The 21,378-nt window shown below is 49.0% G+C and carries 22 protein-coding genes and 1 tRNA gene; 12 read left to right on the forward strand and 11 right to left on the reverse strand.

Annotated features, from left to right (window positions below; all coding sequences use genetic code 11):
• Positions 1-190 precede the first annotated feature (190 nt).
• On the reverse strand, positions 191-1,096 hold the full coding sequence (locus ACOJS8_RS09100) for an oxygenase MpaB family protein (protein WP_420148225.1): 906 nt from the start codon (positions 1,094-1,096) through the stop codon (positions 191-193).
• Between the two features lie 92 nt (positions 1,097-1,188).
• Between ACOJS8_RS09100 and ACOJS8_RS09105 the strand changes: the two genes are divergently transcribed.
• Both ACOJS8_RS09105 and ACOJS8_RS09110 read left to right on the forward strand, forming a co-directional pair.
• A complete protein-coding gene (locus tag ACOJS8_RS09105) occupies positions 1,189-1,407 on the forward strand; it encodes a VF530 family DNA-binding protein (RefSeq protein WP_420148244.1) in 219 nt (72 codons plus the stop codon).
• Between the two features lie 17 nt (positions 1,408-1,424).
• Positions 1,425-2,360, forward strand: a complete 936-nt coding sequence (locus ACOJS8_RS09110) for a glycosylase (protein WP_420148226.1) — start codon at positions 1,425-1,427, stop codon at positions 2,358-2,360.
• A 156-nt stretch (positions 2,361-2,516) separates the two neighbouring features.
• Here the strand turns inward: ACOJS8_RS09110 and ACOJS8_RS09115 are convergent, their stop codons facing one another.
• The 5 genes from ACOJS8_RS09115 to ACOJS8_RS09135 all read right to left on the reverse strand — a co-directional run bounded on the left by ACOJS8_RS09115 (position 2,517) and on the right by ACOJS8_RS09135 (position 6,909).
• Positions 2,517-3,863, reverse strand: coding sequence for a Gfo/Idh/MocA family oxidoreductase (locus tag ACOJS8_RS09115; protein WP_420148227.1), 1,347 nt, complete (start codon positions 3,861-3,863; stop codon positions 2,517-2,519).
• 218 nt (positions 3,864-4,081) lie between these two features.
• Positions 4,082-4,156 (reverse strand) — tRNA-Val (locus ACOJS8_RS09120).
• A 26-nt stretch (positions 4,157-4,182) separates the two neighbouring features.
• Positions 4,183-5,496 carry an MFS transporter gene (locus tag ACOJS8_RS09125; protein WP_420148228.1) on the reverse strand — a complete coding sequence of 438 codons (1,314 nt, stop codon included), beginning with the start codon at positions 5,494-5,496 and terminating at the stop codon, positions 4,183-4,185.
• A 41-nt stretch (positions 5,497-5,537) separates the two neighbouring features.
• On the reverse strand, positions 5,538-6,401 hold the full coding sequence (locus ACOJS8_RS09130) for an alpha/beta fold hydrolase (protein WP_420148229.1): 864 nt from the start codon (positions 6,399-6,401) through the stop codon (positions 5,538-5,540).
• Between the two features lie 55 nt (positions 6,402-6,456).
• Entirely contained in the window at positions 6,457-6,909 is a 453-nt protein-coding gene (locus ACOJS8_RS09135; protein ID WP_420148230.1) for a hypothetical protein, read from the reverse strand.
• Between the two features lie 112 nt (positions 6,910-7,021).
• Here ACOJS8_RS09135 and ACOJS8_RS09140 point away from each other — a divergent pair, with 112 nt between their 5' ends.
• On the forward strand, positions 7,022-8,686 hold the full coding sequence (locus ACOJS8_RS09140; RefSeq protein WP_420148231.1) for a T9SS type A sorting domain-containing protein: 1,665 nt from the start codon (positions 7,022-7,024) through the stop codon (positions 8,684-8,686).
• A gap of 86 nt (positions 8,687-8,772) precedes the next feature.
• Positions 8,773-10,839, forward strand: coding sequence for a thioredoxin domain-containing protein (locus tag ACOJS8_RS09145; RefSeq protein WP_420148245.1), 2,067 nt, complete (start codon positions 8,773-8,775; stop codon positions 10,837-10,839).
• Between the two features lie 2 nt (positions 10,840-10,841).
• Here ACOJS8_RS09145 and ACOJS8_RS09150 read toward each other — a convergent pair whose 3' ends face one another.
• Positions 10,842-11,279, reverse strand: coding sequence for a secondary thiamine-phosphate synthase enzyme YjbQ (locus ACOJS8_RS09150; protein WP_420148232.1), 438 nt, complete (start codon positions 11,277-11,279; stop codon positions 10,842-10,844).
• A 131-nt stretch (positions 11,280-11,410) separates the two neighbouring features.
• Here ACOJS8_RS09150 and ACOJS8_RS09155 point away from each other — a divergent pair, with 131 nt between their 5' ends.
• A complete protein-coding gene (locus ACOJS8_RS09155; RefSeq protein WP_420148233.1) occupies positions 11,411-12,241 on the forward strand; it encodes a toxin-antitoxin system YwqK family antitoxin in 831 nt (276 codons plus the stop codon).
• A 280-nt stretch (positions 12,242-12,521) separates the two neighbouring features.
• Positions 12,522-12,746, forward strand: a complete 225-nt coding sequence (locus tag ACOJS8_RS09160) for a hypothetical protein (RefSeq protein WP_420148234.1) — start codon at positions 12,522-12,524, stop codon at positions 12,744-12,746.
• A 125-nt stretch (positions 12,747-12,871) separates the two neighbouring features.
• Here ACOJS8_RS09160 and ACOJS8_RS09165 read toward each other — a convergent pair whose 3' ends face one another.
• The 4 genes from ACOJS8_RS09165 to ruvC all read right to left on the reverse strand — a co-directional run bounded on the left by ACOJS8_RS09165 (position 12,872) and on the right by ruvC (position 16,050).
• The gene (locus tag ACOJS8_RS09165; RefSeq protein ID WP_420148235.1) at positions 12,872-13,255 is read right to left on the reverse strand and encodes a hypothetical protein; all 384 of its coding nucleotides are present in this window, start codon (positions 13,253-13,255) and stop codon (positions 12,872-12,874) included.
• Between the two features lie 137 nt (positions 13,256-13,392).
• The gene (locus ACOJS8_RS09170) at positions 13,393-14,757 is read right to left on the reverse strand and encodes a HAMP domain-containing sensor histidine kinase (RefSeq protein ID WP_420148236.1); all 1,365 of its coding nucleotides are present in this window, start codon (positions 14,755-14,757) and stop codon (positions 13,393-13,395) included.
• A complete protein-coding gene (locus tag ACOJS8_RS09175) occupies positions 14,754-15,449 on the reverse strand; it encodes a winged helix-turn-helix domain-containing protein (RefSeq protein WP_420148237.1) in 696 nt (231 codons plus the stop codon). Before ACOJS8_RS09175 ends, ACOJS8_RS09170 begins: the two co-directional genes overlap by 4 nt.
• 10 nt (positions 15,450-15,459) lie before the next feature.
• Positions 15,460-16,050, reverse strand: a complete 591-nt coding sequence (gene ruvC, locus ACOJS8_RS09180; protein ID WP_420148238.1) for a crossover junction endodeoxyribonuclease RuvC — start codon at positions 16,048-16,050, stop codon at positions 15,460-15,462.
• 46 nt (positions 16,051-16,096) lie between these two features.
• Between ruvC and ACOJS8_RS09185 the strand changes: the two genes are divergently transcribed.
• From ACOJS8_RS09185 to ACOJS8_RS09210, 6 genes are all read left to right on the forward strand, one after another.
• On the forward strand, positions 16,097-17,059 hold the full coding sequence (locus ACOJS8_RS09185; protein ID WP_420148246.1) for a lysylphosphatidylglycerol synthase transmembrane domain-containing protein: 963 nt from the start codon (positions 16,097-16,099) through the stop codon (positions 17,057-17,059).
• Between the two features lie 77 nt (positions 17,060-17,136).
• Positions 17,137-18,258, forward strand: a complete 1,122-nt coding sequence (locus ACOJS8_RS09190) for a glycosyltransferase family 2 protein (RefSeq protein WP_420148239.1) — start codon at positions 17,137-17,139, stop codon at positions 18,256-18,258.
• A gap of 86 nt (positions 18,259-18,344) precedes the next feature.
• Positions 18,345-18,992 (forward strand): polysaccharide deacetylase family protein, encoded by a 648-nt coding sequence (locus tag ACOJS8_RS09195; protein WP_420148240.1) that lies wholly within the window; start codon positions 18,345-18,347, stop codon positions 18,990-18,992.
• Complete coding sequence (locus ACOJS8_RS09200) at positions 18,979-20,025, forward strand: glycosyltransferase (protein WP_420148241.1); 1,047 nt, start codon at positions 18,979-18,981, stop codon at positions 20,023-20,025. Before ACOJS8_RS09195 ends, ACOJS8_RS09200 begins: the two co-directional genes overlap by 14 nt.
• A 108-nt stretch (positions 20,026-20,133) precedes the next feature.
• Positions 20,134-20,937 carry a TatD family hydrolase gene (locus ACOJS8_RS09205; protein WP_420148242.1) on the forward strand — a complete coding sequence of 268 codons (804 nt, stop codon included), beginning with the start codon at positions 20,134-20,136 and terminating at the stop codon, positions 20,935-20,937.
• A gap of 54 nt (positions 20,938-20,991) precedes the next feature.
• On the forward strand, positions 20,992-21,378 hold a 387-nt coding region (locus ACOJS8_RS09210), incomplete at its 3' end, for an asparaginase domain-containing protein (protein ID WP_420148243.1).

The raw sequence follows: 21,378 nt of genomic DNA on the forward strand, positions 1-21,378 counted from the left end.
TGAAGATTGCCCATTTTAGGTACGTTATAGGGTATAAAAAAGAAAGCCAGACGACTTCAGTCACCTGGCTTTTAGTTTCGCTCGTGTATGTATAATTCTATTAATTAATATATTGAGCGAAAGACAAATACATAACTATACCACCTGCTGCATTGTTTGAGAATTTTTCACTTTTCTTAAAATCACAGGCTTATTTATCGTTAGTGTTCCTCTGGTTCACTATATGTGCGGGTCCTACGGCTTCAATATCGGGTGGCCCATCGGTATAATATCGGAAGGACGTATTGCTTATAAGAGAAGGGTAGGGCTTAAACGTAACCCAGCGTAACGGCCATTTTCGTAGCCACAGCGCTCCTTCTGTTAAGGCTATAAACCACCCCGCCGGACGCCGGTAGCCAAACGCCATTCGTAACTTATCGCTGATCAGGGCAGCAAACGTGGGCTGCACCATCGGATGCAAAAATCCTGGAAACCAGCTCTGGACGATCTTCACTGTAGCGTCGGCAACGCGTTTATTACTTTCGGTGTACCGGAAATGACGGTCTTCATACGCATCGGTAAAAGTACGCAGCTCCGCCGGGTTGTCGGGAAGACTGTGAAGATTCATGCGACGACCGACTTCTCTGAAAAAATAAAATAATGCCAGTTCTTCAGATGGGGTTAGCTTTCGCCAACCGTAGCGATTGATCCAGTCGATGGGATAAAAAACAAATGTGCCGAGCACAAACAGGAAATCATCATTATCGATCCGGTAGTGGCCGTGGATATGGTTCATATGGCTAATGGCCCGTTGTCCTTTTTCACTATCATAACCCGATTCCATAAATTCGGCAATTAACCGGCTGGTGTCGTCATACCGCTTCTGTCCGTGGCGCTCAAACTCTCCCGTACGAATGAGCAAACCCGATACGCGCGGACTGGCGTAGGTGTGAAACAGGGCCAGTTCGAGTGCGCGGGTAATATCAAACGGAAATTCATAAGCCGTCAGCAGGTGTACGATACGTTGGTGATCGGCAAACGGATCAAGCGTCTGTAATTCGCGTTGGACAGCGGAATTGCGGAATAAACCGAATTTTTTATGATACGTTGTTGGCATAAAGAGAATAAACGCATGCTATTATAGCTAACGTAGCACTGTCTGTAAAAATATCCCAAAATGGATAACTTGCGATGATTAAAAACTTCGCTATGGCCGACACACAGCCGAATAATCCACTGCATGGCAAAACCCTCGAAACGATGTTAAACGAGCTGGTCGATACATACGGCTGGAAACGAATGAGCATGTACATTAACATTCGTTGTTTTACCGACAATCCGAGCATAAAATCCAGCCTGACATTTCTGCGTAAAACTCCCTGGGCGCGGCAGAAGGTCGAGGAGTTATATCTGAAAATGAAAGCGTAACGCAAACCTTTACCACCGTGAACACAACCACTACGTTCTTCTCGCTATTGATTGTCGGGCTGCTGTTCCGCGAATGGATTCCGCAGGAGCCTGCTTCAAAAGCTTTAACCGAAGCAGAATTTCCGGCCGAGCTGGTTCGGTTTGTTCCCTACAAAAATAATCCGGTATTTGCCGGAACCGGAGCCGATACGTGGGATCAGAAAATTCGGGAGCGGGGCTATATTCTGCACGAAAATGGTACGTACCACATGTGGTATACGGGCTATCAGGATGGAAAGGATAAAACGAAAAAGCTTGGCTACGCTACGTCGGCCGACGGACTGAACTGGACCCGTTATAAAGATAACCCCATTCATACGACGAGTTGGGTAGAAGATGTAAACGTAGTGAAGGACGGTGCTACGTACTATATGTTTGCCGAAGGGAAAGACGATGTAGCGCATCTACTAACATCGACGGACCGTGTTACGTGGCAGGAGCAGGGACCGCTGGACGTTCGGCTCACTAACGGCCAGCCAATTGGCGCAGGACCATACGGAACACCGGTTGCCTGGAAAGAAAACAATATCTGGTATCTGTTCTATGAGCGGAAAGATCAGGCTGTTTGGCTCGCTACGTCCAAGGATTTGAAAGCCTGGACGAACATTCAGGATAAACCTGTGCTCGCCAAAGGGCCGGATAATTACGATAAACATGCGATAGCCATGAACCAGGTGATCCGCTACAAAGGACTGTATTACGCCTATTACCATGCTTCAGCGTTTAGCGACTGGCACGAATGGTCGACTAACGTAGCGGTATCAAAAGACCTCATTCACTGGAAAAAATACGCGGGAAATCCAGTTGTGGGCGAGAATAAATCAAGTGGAATTCTGGTCAATGATGGACAACACTACCGCTTGTACACCATGCACCCGTCTGTTCATGTATTTTTTTCCGCAGAAAAAAAGTAACGGCCAAAAACAAAGTCAGAGGCCGAATTTCACCGTTCTGGTTAAATCCAGGCAGGGGCGTATTGATTCGGCCGATCTGAAGAAAAAATAGCGAGAAGATTGGTCGGTATTACTTACGTAGCGCGGTTCTTCTGACCGCGCTACGTAAGTAATACGTCAAACCACTGGCAATTTCCAGCCATTGTGGTAATGGGCGGCAATCAGCGCGTTGGCTTGTGTGTCATTCTTAAATCCCCCAGCGGCTGCATCCCAGTAGACTTTGCGCCCTGTTTTAAAGGCAATATTACCCATATGAGCGTTGATAGCGGCAATGCTACCCGTCTCGATACCACATTTCAGAATGCTGGCATCGTTGGCTTTTATAGCCTGCACGAAGTTTTTTGTATGCTCACCTAAGTAATCACCATTACGGACCTGTTTGGGAAGGTCTTCTACCTTGTAGACTTTGATGTTATTTTTTGATTCCGTTTCGGGCAGGAGCTCCCAGCCGTCCCGATTGAGTACCAACGTAGCATTGTTTCCGATGAAAGCGATGCCCTCAGTACGTCCGTAGTTCCCCCCGTCAATACCCGTGGCATGTTCCCAGAGCATGTTGAAACCCTCATATTCATAAACCGTCTGTAACGTGTCCGGCGTTTCGGAGGCATCATCGGGATAGGCGAGCTTCCCGCCCGAAGCCATCACGGATTTAGGCGCTTTGGCGTTCATCGCATACAGGGCGATGTCAATTTCGTGGACGCCCCAGTCGGTCATCAAGCCACCGGCATAATCCCAAAACCAGCGAAAATTAAAATGAAACCGATTGGGGTTAAACGGACGCTTCGGTGCTGGCCCCAGCCACATGTTGTAGTCAACACCGGCAGGAGGAGCACTGTCGGGCTTAACCGGAACGGGGTTCATCCAGCCCTGATACGCCCATACCTTCACTAACCGAATGTTACCCAGCTTCCCTGAACGAACATACTCAATGGCTTTGGCGTAGTGCGAACCGCTACGTTGCCACTGACCAATCTGTACCATCTTGTTAGATTTTCGCGCGGCATTAAGCATCAGGTTGCATTCCTCAATGCTGTTCGCCAGTGGCTTTTCGCAATAAACGTGCTTTCCAGCCGACAGAGAATCGATGAGGGTCATACAATGCCAATGATCTGGTGTGCCGATTATTACGGCGTCGATGTCTTTATTCTCCAGCATTTTTCGGTAATCCTTAAAAAGCTGGGGGCGCTTGTGCTGAATCGTTTCAACATCAGCCGCCCGTTTGTCCAGTACACTCTGGTCCACATCGGCCAGGGCAGCGCACTCTACGTCGCTCATAAGCAGGTGCGAACGGAGATCCGACCAGCCCATTCCGTTGCAACCAATGACACCCAATCGGATTTTATCGTTCGGGGCTACCCGTTTCCGCTGACTGGCGATCGCTTCTATAGAGGGAAGACCAATGAGTCCGGCTCCCGCAGCGGTCAGAGCCGAATGTTTTAGAAAATGCCTGCGCGTAGTTGCCATTCAGTTATCAGAGTTTAGACATAGGAAAGAGAACTTACGCTAAAAGCATAATCGATCTTTTAACTAATCAAACCCTGCCTTGCTACGTCTCTGAATGGCTGATGCGACGCAATCCGGATAATTCCGCGGCCATTAAATTGTAACTTTTCCCTCTCTGATTGTGAGTCGAACAAATAAAAAGAGACCGGATCACAGCTGTTGCGATCCGGTCTCTTAAGTAGGAAGTAGCGGGCTCGAACCGCTGACCTCTGCTCTGTCAAAGCAGCGCTCTGAACCAACTGAGCTAACCTCCTTCGATTTCCGTAAAGGGAGTGCAAACTTACAAAACTTCCTCTGTTTCCAAACGGGTGCGGTAAATTTTTTGCGACGGAATACGCAGCAAAAGCACAAACCCAATAACAAACAATACCAGCAACGCTAGCACGCTGTTTCGCATATTCCCCGTTAATTGCTCGATCAGGCCATACACTAACGTACCAAAAACGGTCGAGGTTTTATCCGTAACATCATAGAAACTGAAGTACGAAGCGGTGTCTGTTGTGGTTGGAATAAGTTTGGAGTACGTTGAGCGTGACATCGATTGAATACCGCCCATCACTAACCCCACTATAGCCGCCAGGCCGAAGAACTGAGCTTCCGTTTGGACATAATAAGCACCGGCACAAACGAAAATCCAGATGACAACGGCGGTCATAAGTGAGTACGTATTGCCGAACCGCTCCGACAGTCGGGAGAAACCATAGGCACCTGGAATCGCCACCAGCTGAATCAGGAGAATGGTAATAATCAGGCTTTGACCGGGAAGCTTTAATTCGTCACTACCGAATATCGTTGCTACGTACATTACGGTCTGGGCGGCCATGTTATACACAAAAAAAGAAACCAGAAACCGTTTGGCCAGCGGTTGTTCCTGCAACTCAGACCACACATTGCGCAGTTCTTTAAAGCCGTTCAGCAAATAATTACCTTTCTGACCTGTACCTTTTTTTGTGCCGTCTGGCAGGCGACTGAACGGAATCTGAGCAAATCCAATCCACCATAATCCAACCGTCAGGAACGCAATGCGTGAAGCCATGGCTTCGGAGATATTACCAAACCACTCGCGTTTTAGAATAACCAGCAGATTGACGACCATAAGCAGCACGCTTCCAATATAGCCCATCGAAAACCCCCGTGCGCTGACTCGATCGTACTGGTCTTCAGTAGCAATGTCGGGTAGGTACGAATTATAAAAGACAATACTGCCGCTCCACCCAATCAGGCTGAGCCAGAAGCAGATAACGGCAAACGTAGTGGTTTCGCGAACGAAAAAATAAAGTAAGCTGCAACTGATGGCTCCGGTGTAACAGAATACCTTCATAAACGTTTTCTTCTGGCCGCTGTAATCGGCAATGGCTGAGCAAACGGGGGAGAGAAGGGCTGTAAACAGGAAAGCTGCCGAAATCGTATAGGAAAACAGAACGGAGTTTTTGATGGAAATACCCAGGAAATTTATCACCGGCCCTCCCGTTTCGTTAAGGGCTGTGGCGGAGAAATAAACCGGAAAAATACTGGATACAATGACGAGCGCATGTACGGAATTGGCCCAGTCGTAGAAGGTCCAGGCGGTGAGGATACGGGGGTTGTTTTTCATGCAGGAATGATTGAGGAGTAGGATAGCCGATTTCTGTTCAATCAGTCAATATTAGTCAAAAACTCAATCACTGCCCGAGTAAACGCGTGATTTGAATCGCCGGCAACCATATGACCTGCCTCGGCAACATTAACACTCTGAACGTGAGGAACGGCATCCAGAAATTCCGCGACAATTTTATCGCTCACTACGTCGCTCATGCCTCCGCGAACAATAAGCGTTGGAACGGTGAGGGCGTGCGCAGCTGCGTAGAGTCGTTCTTCGTTATGTGTTTGCTGATCCGGGCCTGTATTTTTTCGCCAGAGTGACAGCATTTTTGGGTCCCAATGCCAGTAATAGCGAGATTCGCCAGTTGGTGCTGTGCGTAGTCGTAAGTTTTTCTCCAGCCTGCTGTGATCAGAAGGGCGAGGCCTATGGGGGAGGTAAGCCGCTACGGCTTCGGCGGCTTCGTCTAAGCTCGCAAAGCCATTCTGGTTGCCGCTCATAAACGCAAAAATTCGTTCAATACCTTTCTGTTCAGTGCGGGGGGCAATATCGACCAGCACGATAGCGCTGCAAATGGAATTTGTACCTGGCGCTCGTTCCCCTTCCGCAATCAGGGCTGTCATGCCACCCATGGATGCGCCAACAATGGCAGGTTTTTGGGTAAGCTGACTGGCCACAGCTCGCAGGTCATTCGCCAGGTATTCGATTCCATAATGGCCTTCTATCGACCAGTCGCTGTCGCCATGACCGCGTGCATCAAGCGCAATGGCATACCACCCGGCATCGGCGAGCAACTGAGCCGTGTCGCCCCAGGAATGACGGGTCTGGCCTCCGCCATGAAGCAGCAGCACGGGCGGATTCTCAGGGTTGCCCCACGCATCGGCCGCTACGTAGAAGCCTGGCTCGGTTTCGAATTTCATAAGAGAAATTGTTGAATGATTGAATAGGTGCATGCGTCAGCTATTCAATCATTCATTACAAAACCGGATCGAAGACGATATGGATATTGGTTTTCTGACCGTCGACCGACGCTTTGTCGTCCTGCCGCAAAATCAGTTTGTTTTTAGTCAACTGGACAATCGGGAAGTTGCCTTTGAAACCCGTTACGTCTACGTCGATGGACTGACTATCTGAGGCCATTGTCCAGGTCCCTCCGTTCACCACCGAGTTGGCTTGTAGAGGGTCCGTCGCATTTACCCGCCCATTGCTCCGAAACTGCATATTAAGTTCGAACAAGCTTTGCGTAAACAAATCAAGTCGGTTTTTATTGATTTCCTGGCCATTTGTCGTAGTGATACTGGTTGCGCGCCAGTTATTACCCACTAATAGTTCTGAGGCTTCGCCAGGGGTAGGGTTGCTGCCGTCGTCTTTTTTACAACCCGATAAAAGGCTTAAAAACAGGCTGGCAATGAGGACTAAACGGAGCATATTATGGGTTTGATAAGGTCGATTCATAGATTCTTTTTTTGACTGATAACGATGAATAGTAACGTATTCGTTTGCGCAAAATAGCACATTACGCCCCTAAAATTCTGTAGTTTTGCTGAAACTTCAAGCGATGCGCATTCCTTTTAATGTTTTCTTTCTTGGGTTAGCGGGGTTATTTCTGATGGGTGCTCAGGACGTAAGCGCTCAGCAACAATGTGCTGATCGATTGAATTTTACGCCGGTTAGTCAGCCCAATCAGATTGGATGGAATAAATTTCCTGACTTTACCCTTCCTTTCACGGTTGTCTACGGAGGCCCTCGCTTCAATGATACGCAAGCGAGTCCACTGCGCCACGGTTTCAGTCACCTGGTCGATATCAAAAGCAATGAATACGGTTCGCTTGTGCAGGCCAAACAACACGCTATTGTGTATTACGGATTTGCTACGGGACTCAACCAGCCTTGGGAAACCATTGAAAGTCCCTGGGAAAATGATATGAATGCGTACTATAAAAAGTGGGACGATTTTCTGGTCGGTATTTCTGGCGGACAGAAAAACCCCGCTGGTCAGTACGTCGTGTCCATTGGGCGACTGGTGATTGACATTGAACGTATTCAGGAAACCGACACGCGCATCTTAAGGCTAAAACAGGACGTACGGGTGCCCGAAACGTATCGAAAATTAGCTGACGCGGACTTTGTGGCTGCCTACAAAAGAGACATGCGAAACCTGTACGCCGAAGGCATGCGCTACATCCGCCAGCGAGCTGATTTTTCAAAGGTTAATGTTAGTAGTTACGCCGATACACCCGTACTCAATACGTACCTGAACATACCGACGTTTACCTGGGCGGACTGGACGTCTAATCTGGATCGGGTCAATTATCTGGTCAAAAAACAGGACGGCAGCGGTATAGGGGGACCTTATTACGACCAGCTGGATGTGTTGTCGCCCTCGGCCTATTATTTTTATGATTACCCCAGTCCTTTAGCTGAAGACTATCTGCCTTACTTGCTGTTTCACGTAGAAGTCAATCGAGCCTGGAGCAACAAACCTGTGGTGCCCTGGGTATGGATGCGGTACCACGATACGTCCAATACACCGCTGAAGTTTATCCAGCCTTTCATGGCCGAAGCTACCGCCATTTTTCCGTTTTTCTCAGGAGCCTCTGGCTTATGGCTCTGGGAAAACCCAACTCTGGGAACAGAACGTAACGAAGTTTTTGCGGCTTACGAGCATTTTACGCATGGTTTATACCGGCTGTCACGATTTGCCGATATGTTTCAGGGAAATTACGAGCTGGTGATTGAAACGCCCGCGCGTGATCTGCTGGAAAAGCAATTGCCGGTTTGGCGGGGTGTTGTCAATGGAAACAATATTCTGGTAGCCGCTCATAATTCGTACGCCGACGATGGACAGAAAACGTCTGTAACCGTTCGGTATAAATCCTGGCAACAGACGATTGAGTTAACCGGCAGGGAGGTGTATTTATGCCGCTTCGACATGGGGAACGTAACGGCCACCGAACCGATATTGCCAAACGTAACGGTATCGCCAAATCCGGCCCAGACCGTATTGGCGCTAACCTTCGATCAGATTCCTCCTGCATCTACTGAGCTCACTTTACTAAACACACTGGGGCAAATCGTCGTTAAAAAAGCAGCCACCAGCAAAACCGAAACGGTAGACGTAGCGAGTTTGCCGAACGGGTTATACGTACTACGTATTCGAAAAGAGAATCTGATTCAAACAAAAAAAATAGTTGTTGCCAGGTAGGCGAGGGGCAGCGTGGTAAGGGCATAGGATTGATTCGCCCCCTCCATTCTTACCCTGTGCCTTCCGCCCTTATTCCCCTGCTTATCATGCCCAATCAGCTGCAATACGAAACCAGTCCTTATTTACTTCAGCACGCCAATAACCCGGTCAATTGGTATCCGTGGGGCGAAGAAGCCTTAACCAAAGCTATTGAAGAGGATAAACCCATTGTAGTCAGCATCGGGTATTCGGCCTGTCATTGGTGCCACGTTATGGAACGAGAGTCGTTCGAGGAAAACGACGTAGCGCAGGTGATGAATGAGCATTTCGTTTGCATTAAAGTTGACCGGGAGGAGCGCCCGGATGTTGACGCCATCTACATGGATGCGGTGCAGGCAATGGGGGTGCAGGGGGGGTGGCCGCTCAACGTATTTCTGATGCCGGATGCCAAACCCTTTTATGGTGTTACGTATGTACCGAAAAAAAACTGGATTTATTTACTGGGTGGCGTACGGTCGGCATTTGACGAACACCGGGATGACCTGATTCAATCCGCAGAAGGTTTTGCGCGAGAGTTGAACCTGACCGATGCAGAACGTTACGGTCTGACGCAAAATGATCCGCTATTTTCGCCTGAAACGCTGGATGTTTTTTACCGCAAAATTGCGGTTAAGGCCGACGATGAAAAAGGCGGACTGCGTCGATCTCCGAAATTTCCGATGCCCAGCATCTGGCGATTTCTGCTACGTTATTATGACGTAACGATGGCTACGACGGGTGGTAATGAAGCCGCATTACGTCAGGTTGAATTGACCCTCGACCGTATGGCGTTGAGCGGTATTTATGACCAGCTTGGCGGTGGATTTGCCCGCTACTCAACGGATGTCGACTGGTTTGCGCCCCACTTTGAAAAAATGCTGTACGACAATGGGCAACTCCTGACGCTCTATTCGGAAGCCTATAGTCTGACCAAAAGTCCGCTTTATAAACACGTAGTCTATCAGACAATTGGCTTCGCGCAGCGTGAGTTGCTCAGTCCAGAAGGGGGCTTTTATTCCGCACTCGATGCCGATAGTGAAGGCGTTGAAGGTAAATTCTACACCTTTGAAGGATGGGATCTTCGTCAGGCTTTGGGGGACGATTATGAGTGGTTTGCCGAATTGTATAATCTAACGGAAACGGGCAACTGGGACCCTGGGCATGGCATGTCGCCACGTAACATTCTGCACCGAACCGAACGGGATGAAGCCTTTGCCGAACGTATGGGCTGGTCGCTGGAAGAGTTGAATGTGCGACTCGATGCTACCCATACCCGGCTGTTGCATCTACGTAACAAACGTATTCGTCCGGGGCTGGATGACAAAATTTTGTGTTCGTGGAATGGGTTGATGCTGAAAGGGCTGGCTACCGCCTACCGTGTTTTTGGCGAACCGGAGTTTTTGACGCTGGCTTTACGCCTGGGTTTCTTTCTGTTGAAGAAAATGCGCGACAGCCGCAATGGTCGGTTATGGCATACGTACAAAAATGGCCGGGCTCGTCAGGCGGGTTTTTTAGAAGACTATGCGGCTGTAATTGATGGCTTACTGGCCCTTTACCAGGCTACGTTTACAGAAAACTGGCTGACAGAAGCCGACCAGTTGATGCAGTACGTAGTGGCCAATTTCTCAGACACTAGCAAGGCCGAAACAGGTCCTGATCCCATGTTCTTCTTTACGGATAAAAATAGCGAAGAACTCATCGCCCGCCGTAAAGAACTGTTCGATAACGTAATTCCGTCATCAAACTCGATGATGGCTGAGAACCTGTATGTACTTAGTCTGCTGCTCGAACGGCCGGAATACGCCGATCATGCTGACCAGATGCTCGGGCGAATCCAGCCATTGGTTCAGCAAAATGCCGATTACCTAACCAACTGGGCCGCTCTATTTGCACTACGGGCACGACCAACCGCCGAAATTGCTATCGTCGGTCCTGAGGCCGATCAGTTTCGGGGAGCATTAGATGCCGAATTTTATCCGAACAAAGTGCTCTGCGGCACTACCGACAAAGGCGAACTGCCGCTGCTGCAGCAACGAGGGCCAATCGATGGAAAAACCGCTGTATACGTCTGCTACAACCGGGCCTGCCAGCTGCCCGTTACCAGCGCAGCCGAGGTTTGGCGGTTGTTACGATAAAATTACTTCTGATTCATTGTTTCTCCCCAGGCTGTCAGTACCAGAGTTCGGCGTCCGCCATCGTTACGATGTTCGCCCAGGTAAATACCTTGCCAGGTGCCGAGGTTCAGCCGTCCGTTTGTAATCGGAATCGTAACGGAGTTGCCGAGCATAGCTGCTTTCAGATGGGCAGGCATATCGTCCGATCCTTCGTAGTTATGCTGGTAGTATGGTGCATTTTCCGGCGCCGTTTTATTGAAAAAGCGCTCAAAATCACCACGTACCGTTGGATCGGCATTTTCATTAATGGTCAGACTGGCCGATGTGTGCTGAATAAAGACCTGTAGCAGTCCTGTCTGAATTTGCCGGAGCTCTTTGAACTCGTTTTCAATCGTCCGTGTGATCAGATGAAATCCACGTGGGTAGGCGGACAGGCGTATCGTTTGCTGGAAAATCTGCATAATAAATACTCAATAATTTCTTAAAATTGTTTTAACTGTTGATTGCTAACCATTCAGGGCATTAATCAGTTGTTATTCATAGGTACTTTACTGGCAGTTTCCGTGCGTTAGTCGAAGCTTTACCCTGTGTCATGAAAGCGTTTCTTACTTTATGTTTCTGGCTTTTGTCTGCTCAATACGTACAGGCTCAGGCAGATTCTGCACAGGAAGCTTCCTCGAATACTGTACGTCGCACTCACGATGAATACGATGAGGAAATCTCGTACTATGGTAAGCGCAACGAATATTTTACGGTTCGGATTTTCCGAAAAAGTGGAGAGCTGTTCCGACTCGATTCTTACAAACTATTACCGAAAGACCTGCCTAATGGTTTTCAGTTAGACAGCATCTCCCGAGTTGTTCGCTACGGCCCGACGAAAATTCTTTACCGAACGGGGCAACTTTATATAACCTGTGAATATAAGGACGATCTGCTACAGGGGCCTTTCATGGTTTTCTACGAAGATGGGTCGATCAAACGTCGGGAATTCTATAAATATGGACGTATCACGCAAAGCAAGTGCTACGATCTGGAGGGAGAAGTGCATAAGTGCGAGCCGTTCTACCAGCCAACAAAATTCATCAGTAAGCGCGATGATCTGGCGACTTACCTGAAACAAAAACTGAGTTCGGTGCTGGATGGCGAACAAATCCGGAGAATTACGGCTACGTTAAGAATCAACGAAATTGGTCAGGTCGTCAATGTCAGCGTATCGGTTAATGCCGCGTCAACCGCTCACTATCAGGTGGCTGGCGTATCTAGTTATGTGCAGCAGGTCATCCGAAATATGCCCGAATGGACACCTGACAAACTAAACTGGAAACCGGCCATTAATGACGGTGCTGCTACGTCGTCGACCTGTGTACTCTCGGTTTTTCGTGTGTACGGGTCGATTCAGTATGATCTGTCGTATCGAATGTAGCGGCCGGGATAGACTGACTATAACCACGCACAAGCCTATTTCCACCAGTTATCGGGGAATTTTTACCTGCCGTCTACTTGCGCTTGTCTGAACGTATCTGACGAGTAGTTTTGAGTTGTTTATTTTCCTCTTACCCAAAACTAACTTTCATGAGCACCTGCCAAGCACGTTACGTCGAAGCATCGCTGGTTGACAATCATTCCCGTGTTGTATTCCCGCGACTCTGGGTTGTCTGCGCTGTATCTGAAGCCTTCCACGTTTTGATCGGTAAAAACCAGCTATGAAATCGATGCTTTTTTATCTGGCATTAGTTGCCCTGTTGGTTGTAGGGACCAAACTTGTAAATCGTCAGCGGAGATATACTCGCTTGGTTCAGTCATCAGCGCCTACGTACGTCATTTTTCATAACCGAATCCACCCTCGCACCGACTATAATTCCACACATTCACCTCCTCACGTAACCGTCAGTTCTATTACCGGGAAAAACAACGTATCGTTACGTTAGGAAATCAACGTATCATCTCTATGTCGGAACATAAAAAAACACCCCGATTCAGCGAATCGGGGTGTTTTTTTTAGCTACCTGCAGCGTCAAACGGCAAAGCCTACAGATAGTTTATGCATGATTTCTTAGTTACCGGCCGGTGTTTCTTTCGATTGTGAACGTACGGAAATTTCCTGCGAAGGATCTGCCGTTGCGTGACTTACGCGTTGAATTTTGTAGTTGCGGGCGGCCACATCGGTTTGCGGTGTGTGCGGAAGCACAACGCCACCTACAGGAGCCAGACCCGGCATTTGATGTTTATAGTTCGCCAGTTGATTGACAGCAGCGGCTGGCGGAGTCACTTCCAGACTTTTATCGGCTTTCCAGCGCTGGGCCACAGCCGCTTTGTTTGGGTGTTTATAGTTATGCGTTGAGTACGTCAGATCGTTACGTAGTTTGCGATCATCCTGTGCGTTGGCAACAAGAGCTGATAAACTGATAAGGCTGAGAATCAATATGGAGGTTTTCATGTCTGTTATGCAAGTTGGTTGTAATTGTCAGGAGCGTTGCGAAAGGCTATTGCTCCGTTGACAATACAAAGGTGCGACACCGGGGTTAGGCTCGCGTTAGACTCACATTAGAATGAAATTAGAAAATGCGTTAGTAGCTACGTAACGGGGAACGTCACGGTGAACAACGTGCCTGTTTCGTCTGTAGATTCGACCGTAATGGTGCCCCGATGCAGGCGGATGATACGGTCGGTGAGGGAAAGGCCAATGCCATGCCCCGGTATGCCGCTGGCGTTCTGGCCTCGCCGGAAGGGTACGAAAATGTCCGGCAACTGCTCCGCCGGAATCGCGGGGCCGTCGTTCCGAAAAGTGATACGTAGCGCTTTTCCCGTAGCCGACAGTTCGACCTGAACCGTATGGTTGGGGGAGAACTTGCCGCCATTTTCCATCAGGTTGAAAAAAGCGGTACGTAGCAAGGCATCGCTGCCCGTCAGTGGCCAATCGCGTGCCGAAAGGGGAGGAGGTACAACGATCAACTGAATGATGTAATCGGGATGTAGTCGCTTCATTTCGCTGCGTACCTGTTCCAGCAACGTATCAATGTGAAGGAGGCTCATCGGTACCGCCGATTCATCCATACTTACTTTAGTTAACCCCAGCAAGCCATTCGTGAGTCGATTCAAACCACGGACGTCGTCGAGTACTGAGTGTAACGTAGCGCGGAGTTCATCGGAGTTTTCGTCGGCCAGCAGCGATACCTCTAACTGGCCCGTAATGGCGGTTAGAGGAGTGCGTAATTCGTGCGACGCATGGCTGACAAAAGCGCGCTGCAAACGGAAGGCGTCTTCCAGCCGGTCGAGCATCCGGTTAAAGCGCTGGGCCAGCTGCGTCAGCTCGTCGGGATGCGGGCCTTCGGGCAAACGTAGCGATAACTGCGAGGCATTCACCTCGTCGATACGCTGATTAATCTGACTGATTGGGTTCAGGGCACGTCCTGCAAAATAACGCCCCGCTACGAGCATCAATACGGTCATAAACCCCCAGCCGATAAGCAGAACGGTTGCCAGATTTTGCTGATTACCAAGCCCGTAAACGTCAATTGCCGACGTAAATACAAGCAGTTGTTTCGAGCCGTCGATAAACAGAATGCCTACAATTTCGCGGTTGCCTTCCTGCCAATAAATCTCTTTTCGTTGCCGGACCTGCTCTAACGTAGCGGGCGTAATGTTGAGGTAATCGCTGCCGCTTTCGTAGATGATTTTGTTGTAGTTGTCGTAGATAATAAGCTCCTCCTGCGGCAGAACCGTAATCTGATTCTTATCCAGTAGCTTGTAAATGGTTGGGCTAATGGTTTCCTGCCCAAATAAAAGCTCGGCGGAGGTGTAGGCTTCAGCCTTTAGCCGGTTCTGAAAATCTTTTTTACGATGCTGCGACGTAATGGCATAAATAAACAGACAAAAAATGACCAGCATCGTTGATACAATGATGGTAAACAGTAGCGTCAGCCCATTGCGAATGCTCATTTTTCTTTTAATACGTAGCCCATACCCACCAACGTGTGAATCAGTTTGACCGGAGCGTCCTTGTCTATTTTCGTTCGTAGGTAGCTGATATACACATCGATTACGTTGGTTCCTGTGTCGAAGTCGACGTCCCAGACCTGTTCGGCAATATCCACCCTCGACACTACCCGCCCGGCATTGCGCATCAGGTATTCGAGCAGCGTAAATTCGCGGGCCGTCAGGTCAATTGTTTTGCCCATTCGTCGGGCTACGCGCTCATCGCGGTCGAGTTCCAGATCGGCCACGCGCAATACACGATCCACTTCTTCGGGCGGTGTTGCCCGGCGGAGCAGCGCCCTTACCCGCGCCAGCAGTTCCAGAAATTCAAACGGTTTTACCAGATAATCGTCGGCACCAGCTTCAAATCCCAGCAATTTATCCAGCGTGGTATCCAGGGCCGTCAGCATCAGAATCGGTACGGGTTTGTTTCGGCTGCGTATGTACTGAGCCAGCTCCAGACCACTAACGAAGGGGAGATTGACGTCCAGAATTGCCAGATCGTATTCCGTTGCGGCCAGCATTTGCTTTCCCTGCCGTCCGTCGTGGGCTACGTCGGCCAGATAGCCCTGCGTTTCCAGGCCTTTTTTAATAAACGTAGCAACTTTAACTTCATCTTCAACGACTAATAAGCGGGGCCTGGCGTTGTTGGACATACGTAGCAGATTACAAAATCCGGCCCGAATTTTCGCTTACAAAAGCGCCCCAGGCACCTTTTTTCGTCTTCTTGCCAGAAACTGTTGGCAGCGCATTTTCATGGAAGTGATGGCAAACGGCAATCGCCAGTGCATCGGTCGCATCGAAAAACTGAGGGTCAAGGTTTTCCTTTAGTAAGTGACCAACCATATGCGATACCTGATCTTTGGAAGCATTTCCATTGCCCGTTACCGACTGCTTGATCCGGCGGGGAGCGTATTCAACAATGGGAACATTTCTCGACAAGGCTGCCGCCATCACTACGCCCTGGGCTCGGCCCAGTTTCAGCATGGCCTGCACGTTTTTGCCGAAGAACGGATCTTCGATAGCCATCTCATCGGGGTGGTATTCGTCAATCAACCGCAGGATGGTGTCGTATAGTTTCTGGAGCTTCAGCTGGTACGTACTATATTTGCTCAACTGAACGACGCCGTACTGAACCATGCTCATCACGCCCGACTTCACCGAAATGACGCCGTAACCAGCCACCTGCGTGCCGGGGTCTACACCGAGAATGATTTTCTCCTTGATAACGGTTGATGAATTGGGGGTAATAATCATGATTTGGGCGTTATACTCTTTACAAAGTAACGTGTTCTCCTCTGTTTTGTCGCTGAAACCGGATAAAAAAATCATTTTCTGGGGAAAAATCGCTGTTTTTGCCGGACTGTTAGCCTACATTGGTTACGTAGTGCGGCAACAAACCTTCGATTGGGCAACCGTTCGGAATCAACTCAGGGGTGTTGACCATCCCGAACAGTGGCTTGCCGGACTGTTTTTATTGACGCCGGTAAACTGGGGATTCGAAGCACTTAAGTGGAAGATTCTGCTCCGACGGCTAAACGAAACTTCGTTTTGGGAAGCTTACCGGGGTGTATTGGCGGGGGTATCCTTGGGATTTGCCTTACCTGCGCAATTGGGCGACACCGCCGGTCGGGTGCTTTCGTTACGGAATCATCAGGTAGAGGCCGTCGGGGCGTCGTTGGTGTCGGGGGGCATGCAGTTTTACGTAGCAATCCTGATGGGAACGGGTGCCTGGGCCCACTATCTGACAATCGTACCCGAACGTAACAACTCCGCCGGGCAATGGCTACTTGTGTTACTGATCGGGTTATCCGTAGGGGGTATCGTATTTGGCTTGTTTCGTCGGCCGCTGGTATATTGGCTGGAAAGACGACCCACCTTGCAGCGATTTTCAAGTTATTGGAACGTAGCGGGGCTGTATTCAAACGTAGAAATCGGTTCGGCATTAGGTATGGCTACGCTACGTTACGTCGTTTTCTCCATACAGTTTTATTTCGCTCTGCGAGCAGTAGGTATACAACTCACGCCTGGTATCTCGGCGTCGGGAATAGGAATGGTGTTTCTGGTGAAAACGATTACACCAGCGTTCAATCTGCTCAGTGATCTGGGCGTTCGGGAAGCGGCTGCGCTCTGGGTATTTTCCCCGTTTGACCAGGTTTCAATTCCTGTTTTATTAACAGCAACACTGACTCTCTGGGTGGCTAATATTTTAACTCCTGTACTGGTCGGACTGATTTGGGTCTGGAAATTAAAGTGGAAAGCATAGTTGCCAGGGGCTTGTCAGGAATATCACTTACGAGTCTTTGTTAACTGGCTGTTGGCAACTAACGACTATACTGACGAATGACTATTTTTTTGCTGGCGGTTGCCTTTTTGTATGCGCTGTTTACGCTTACGCTCTGGATTACCTGGTTGCGATTGCCAGCCATTCAGATTGACGCGGACGCGCATGTAAAACCGTTTATTTCGGTTGTTATTCCAGTTCGTAACGAAGCGGATAACATCGGCAAGCTACTTCAGGACCTTTGTCAGCAGAGCTACCCGCATTTCGAAGTGATTGTTGCCGATGATTCGTCGACCGATGCTACGTTATCCATTGTTGAACGAATGGCGCATCGGGTACCTTATGCCCTTCGACCCTTGTCCCTGACCAATGAACGCTCGGCTTCCCCAAAAAAACGAGCAATTACGCAAAGCATCACGCTGGCAACGGGTGAGTTGATTATGACAACCGATGGCGACTGTCGCGTCGGCCCCGACTGGCTGGCCGCTTTTGCTACGTGCTACGAAAAAACCGGGGCAAAATTGATATCAGGACCCGTTACGTTTACAACCGAACGAACTGTTTTCGACTCCTTACAAACAGTAGAGTTCTCGAGTCTGATTGGCACCGGCGCCTGTACGATGGCACTCGGTATTCCGACGATGTGCAACGGAGCTAACCTTTGCTACGTAAAGGAAGTATTTGGCGAGGTTGGCGGATTCACGGGAGTTGATCATCTGGCTTCCGGCGATGATGAATTTCTGATGCACAAAATTGCGAATCGGTATCCTGATAGCATTCGGTTTCTCAAAAGTGACGAAGCCATTGTACAGACTCAGCCGCATCAGTCCTGGAGTGCTTTTTATAACCAGCGCAAACGCTGGGCAAGTAAGTGGCGGGCCTATGACAGCTGGTTGCCATCTCTGCTAGCCGTATTCATTTTTCTGAGTAATACGGCACCTTTGTTGGCAGTTTTGGGCTGGTTGCTCAATTTTTTAAACGGAAATGTGGCTCTTGTCGTTATAGGATTGAAGCTCGTACCCGAGTTTTTGTTTTTACGGCAAGTTCTTGTTTTTTTACAAAAAAAATCGTCGGTGGGCGTTATTCCGCTGACGCAGTTGATCTATCCGCTCTATGTCGTTTTCTTTGGGCTGGCTGCTCAGCGAAAAGGCTATATCTGGAAAGGACGTAAACTCAACTAGATGGGTTTCCGGCTCAACGGTTCTAATTCATTCACAGATGATTAGAATCCTGAACCGAACACCTGGAACTTTAAAATCTGAACACCTTGTCTTTTTTTCTGCATAAATCAAATTTTTTGCTCCGAACAGTCTATCCTGAGTTCTGGTGGAAGATCGAGGATGAGGTTGAACCGACCATTTACCTGACGTTCGACGATGGGCCAATTCCCGACGTAACGGAATTTGTGCTCGAGCAGTTGGACAAATACGTGGCACAGGCTACTTTTTTCTGTATCGGCGACAATGTTCGGAAGCATCCTGACGTACTTTATCAGGTACTCGAAGCAGGGCATATGGTCGGTAATCATACCTTTAATCACCTGAATGGCTGGAAAACCGACGACGCTACGTATCTGGAAAATATCCAAAAATGCCAGCGTCAGTTAGGGGTTGAAACGGCCCTGTTTCGCCCTCCATATGGACGTATCAAGAAATCGCAGGTAGCTGAGGTTATCGAAGATTATTCAATTGTGATGTGGGACGTACTGACGGGCGATTTTGATCAGCGTCTGTCGGCTGAAGTCTGTCTGCGTAAAACACTTCAGTACACCACCCCCGGCTCAATTGTAGTTTTTCACGACAGTCTGAAAGCCTGGCCTACCATGCGTTACGTTCTCCCGCGAACACTGGCCCATTTTGCTGAGCGAGGCTATTCGTTCCGGGCTGTTCCGCAGCCTGTTTATGCCGGTTACTGATCGTTTAGTCGACCGGCAGTCAGATGGTAATTTTCCGAATACGAACCATCCGCTGGTGAGTATTCTGATTGCTGCCCGAAATGAAGAAGGTACGATCCTAGATTGTTTGCAGGCGATCAGTCAACTCAACTACCCGGCTCAGGCCGTCGAAGTATTTATCGGGAATGACCAGTCTACTGACCAGACCGAGTCGGTTGTGGCCCAATTCATTTCGGACAAGCCGAATTATCGACTCGTTACCATTTCAACCAACAAGCCAGGACTTGCCGGCAAGGCCAACGTACTGGCTCAGCTGATTCATCTGGCGCGGGGGCAGCTTCTGTTCTTTACCGATGCAGATACACAAGTACCCTCCGATTGGCTGATCAAAATGAGCCGTTCGTTTACGGGGAAAGTTGGCATTGTCACGGGTGTTACGTTGCCCGAAGGGCCTGAGGTCTTCCACAAACTTCAGGCAATAGACTGGCTTTATAATCTGACCTTAACGCACATAGTCAGTTTCCTGGAGATTCCGGTAACGGCAATGGGTAACAACATGGTTGTCAGTAAAGAAGCCTATCTGAATATTGGTGGGTACGAATCTCTACCATTTTCGGTGGTCGAAGACTACACCCTGTTTCGGGCAGTTACAGGAAAAGGGTACGGATTTAAAAACCTGCTGAACGAGCAGGTACTTGCCCGAACGAAACCCGTTGATAAGTTCCCGGCCTTTTTTCTTCAGCGAAAACGCTGGATGCGTGGGGCGATGGACTTGCCCCTCTGGATGGTCATTGCCCTCTATGTTCAATACCTGACGGGGCCGTTGCTGCTGCTGGTGGCTTGGTTTAGCCCGGTAATGGCCGTTAGTTTATACGTAATGAAACTGTTAGTACAAACAACGGTCATTTCCTTCGGTCTGAGCCGTCTGCGCCGAACCAGCTTATGGCCATATGCGTTGCTATTTGAAATTTATCAACTTATCATCGGTCCACTATCCGTGGTTTTTTACCTGTTGCCAACCGGGATCGAGTGGAAAGGACGAAACTATAAATAGTGATGAAGTTATACAGTTGTAGAGGTATTGAATTAGTAGCCTCCAGGCGCCTTTTTTGGTCGAAATTTTATAGACCTATGGCTGTATGATTTCACAAATTACCTAATCATGACGCTTATTGATACCCACGCCCATATTTATGATGCCCAGTTTGAGGATAGGGAAGAAATGCTACAACGGGCTGAGAAACAGCAGATCAGCCAAATCTGGATGCCTAACTGTGCCCGCGAAACCGTATCAGGAATGATGGATCTGGCTGATCAGTACCCAGATCGTTGCCTGCCTATGATGGGGTTACATCCTGCTTATGTTAACGATACGTTCGAAGAAGAGCTGGCCGTGGTTGCCGATCAGTTGAATCGTAACGCATTTATGGCTGTTGGCGAAATTGGTCTGGATTTTTACTGGGATATGACCTATGTTGATCAGCAATTTGTGGCGTTTGAGAGGCAGCTACGTTGGGCTGCCGAACAAAAACTTCCTGTTTCGATGCATACACGGTCGGGCCACGGACGTAACGCTTTCGCCGAAGCGGCTGATTTGATTGAAAAACTGGGACTAACGGGCTTGACCGGCATTTTTCACTGTTTTGTTGGTACGCTCGCCGAAGCAAATCGAGCCATTGATTTAGGTTTCAAGCTCGGTGTTGGGGGAGTCAGTACGTTTAAAAATGGGGGACTGGATACGGTATTGCCGCAGATCGGGCTGGAGCATCTGGTTCTCGAAACCGACGCACCTTATCTGGCACCAGTACCCTACCTAGGCAAACGTAACGAACCTTCTTATTTACAGCTTATCGCCCAGCGTGTGGCCGATCTTAAACAAATCAGTATTGACGACGTAGCGCGGCATACAACTGCCAATGCACTGTCGTTGCTTCCGGCTTTGTATGCCAATTTACTGCCAGAGTAACCTTATTCTCTGGCCATAATTCCTGGCTACAATCTTTTAACCGATTTACTGACAATGACTTATAAAACTGTTCACGTCAACCCCGGATCGCTGCACCAGTCTCGCCCTTCTGTATTGGTGATCTATACCGGTGGTACGTTCGGGATGGTGTATGATCGTACGGCAGGACCTCAGAAAACGGGTCAACTGGTTCCGTTTGATTTCGAGCGGGTACTGGACCGACTTCCCGAACTCCACCGTCTCGCCTTTGATATAACGCTGCTGACGCTAAACGAGATCATCGACTCGTCGAATATGAAGCCCGCTGTGTGGGTCGAACTGGCACAGATCATTCAGGCGAATTACGAGCAGTACGATAGTTTCGTGATTTTGCACGGTACGGATACTATGGCATACACGGCATCAGCGCTGAGCTTTATGCTAGTTGGCTTGAATAAACCC

This window comes from Spirosoma sp., assembly GCF_048594605.1.
GTDB lineage: Bacteria > Bacteroidota > Bacteroidia > Cytophagales > Spirosomataceae > Spirosoma.

Bases quoted from the DNA above. Each gene is read 5' to 3' on its own strand.
- ACOJS8_RS09100 (WP_420148225.1), bottom strand. From the start codon at position 1,096: ATGCCAACAACGTATCATAAAAAATTCGGTTTATTCCGCAATTCCGCT.
- ACOJS8_RS09105 (WP_420148244.1), top strand. From the start codon at position 1,189: ATGGCCGACACACAGCCGAATAATCCACTGCATGGCAAAACCCTCGAA.
- ACOJS8_RS09115 (WP_420148227.1), bottom strand. From the start codon at position 3,863: ATGGCAACTACGCGCAGGCATTTTCTAAAACATTCGGCTCTGACCGCT.
- ACOJS8_RS09125 (WP_420148228.1), bottom strand. From the start codon at position 5,496: ATGAAAAACAACCCCCGTATCCTCACCGCCTGGACCTTCTACGACTGG.
- ACOJS8_RS09130 (WP_420148229.1), bottom strand. From the start codon at position 6,401: ATGAAATTCGAAACCGAGCCAGGCTTCTACGTAGCGGCCGATGCGTGG.
- ACOJS8_RS09135 (WP_420148230.1), bottom strand. From the start codon at position 6,909: ATGCTCCGTTTAGTCCTCATTGCCAGCCTGTTTTTAAGCCTTTTATCG.
- ACOJS8_RS09145 (WP_420148245.1), top strand. From the start codon at position 8,773: ATGCCCAATCAGCTGCAATACGAAACCAGTCCTTATTTACTTCAGCAC.
- ACOJS8_RS09150 (WP_420148232.1), bottom strand. From the start codon at position 11,279: ATGCAGATTTTCCAGCAAACGATACGCCTGTCCGCCTACCCACGTGGA.
- ACOJS8_RS09155 (WP_420148233.1), top strand. From the start codon at position 11,411: ATGAAAGCGTTTCTTACTTTATGTTTCTGGCTTTTGTCTGCTCAATAC.
- ACOJS8_RS09160 (WP_420148234.1), top strand. From the start codon at position 12,522: ATGAAATCGATGCTTTTTTATCTGGCATTAGTTGCCCTGTTGGTTGTA.
- ACOJS8_RS09165 (WP_420148235.1), bottom strand. From the start codon at position 13,255: ATGAAAACCTCCATATTGATTCTCAGCCTTATCAGTTTATCAGCTCTT.
- ACOJS8_RS09170 (WP_420148236.1), bottom strand. From the start codon at position 14,757: ATGAGCATTCGCAATGGGCTGACGCTACTGTTTACCATCATTGTATCA.
- ACOJS8_RS09175 (WP_420148237.1), bottom strand. From the start codon at position 15,449: ATGTCCAACAACGCCAGGCCCCGCTTATTAGTCGTTGAAGATGAAGTT.
- ruvC (WP_420148238.1), bottom strand. From the start codon at position 16,050: ATGATTATTACCCCCAATTCATCAACCGTTATCAAGGAGAAAATCATT.
- ACOJS8_RS09190 (WP_420148239.1), top strand. From the start codon at position 17,137: ATGACTATTTTTTTGCTGGCGGTTGCCTTTTTGTATGCGCTGTTTACG.
- ACOJS8_RS09200 (WP_420148241.1), top strand. From the start codon at position 18,979: ATGCCGGTTACTGATCGTTTAGTCGACCGGCAGTCAGATGGTAATTTT.
- ACOJS8_RS09205 (WP_420148242.1), top strand. From the start codon at position 20,134: ATGACGCTTATTGATACCCACGCCCATATTTATGATGCCCAGTTTGAG.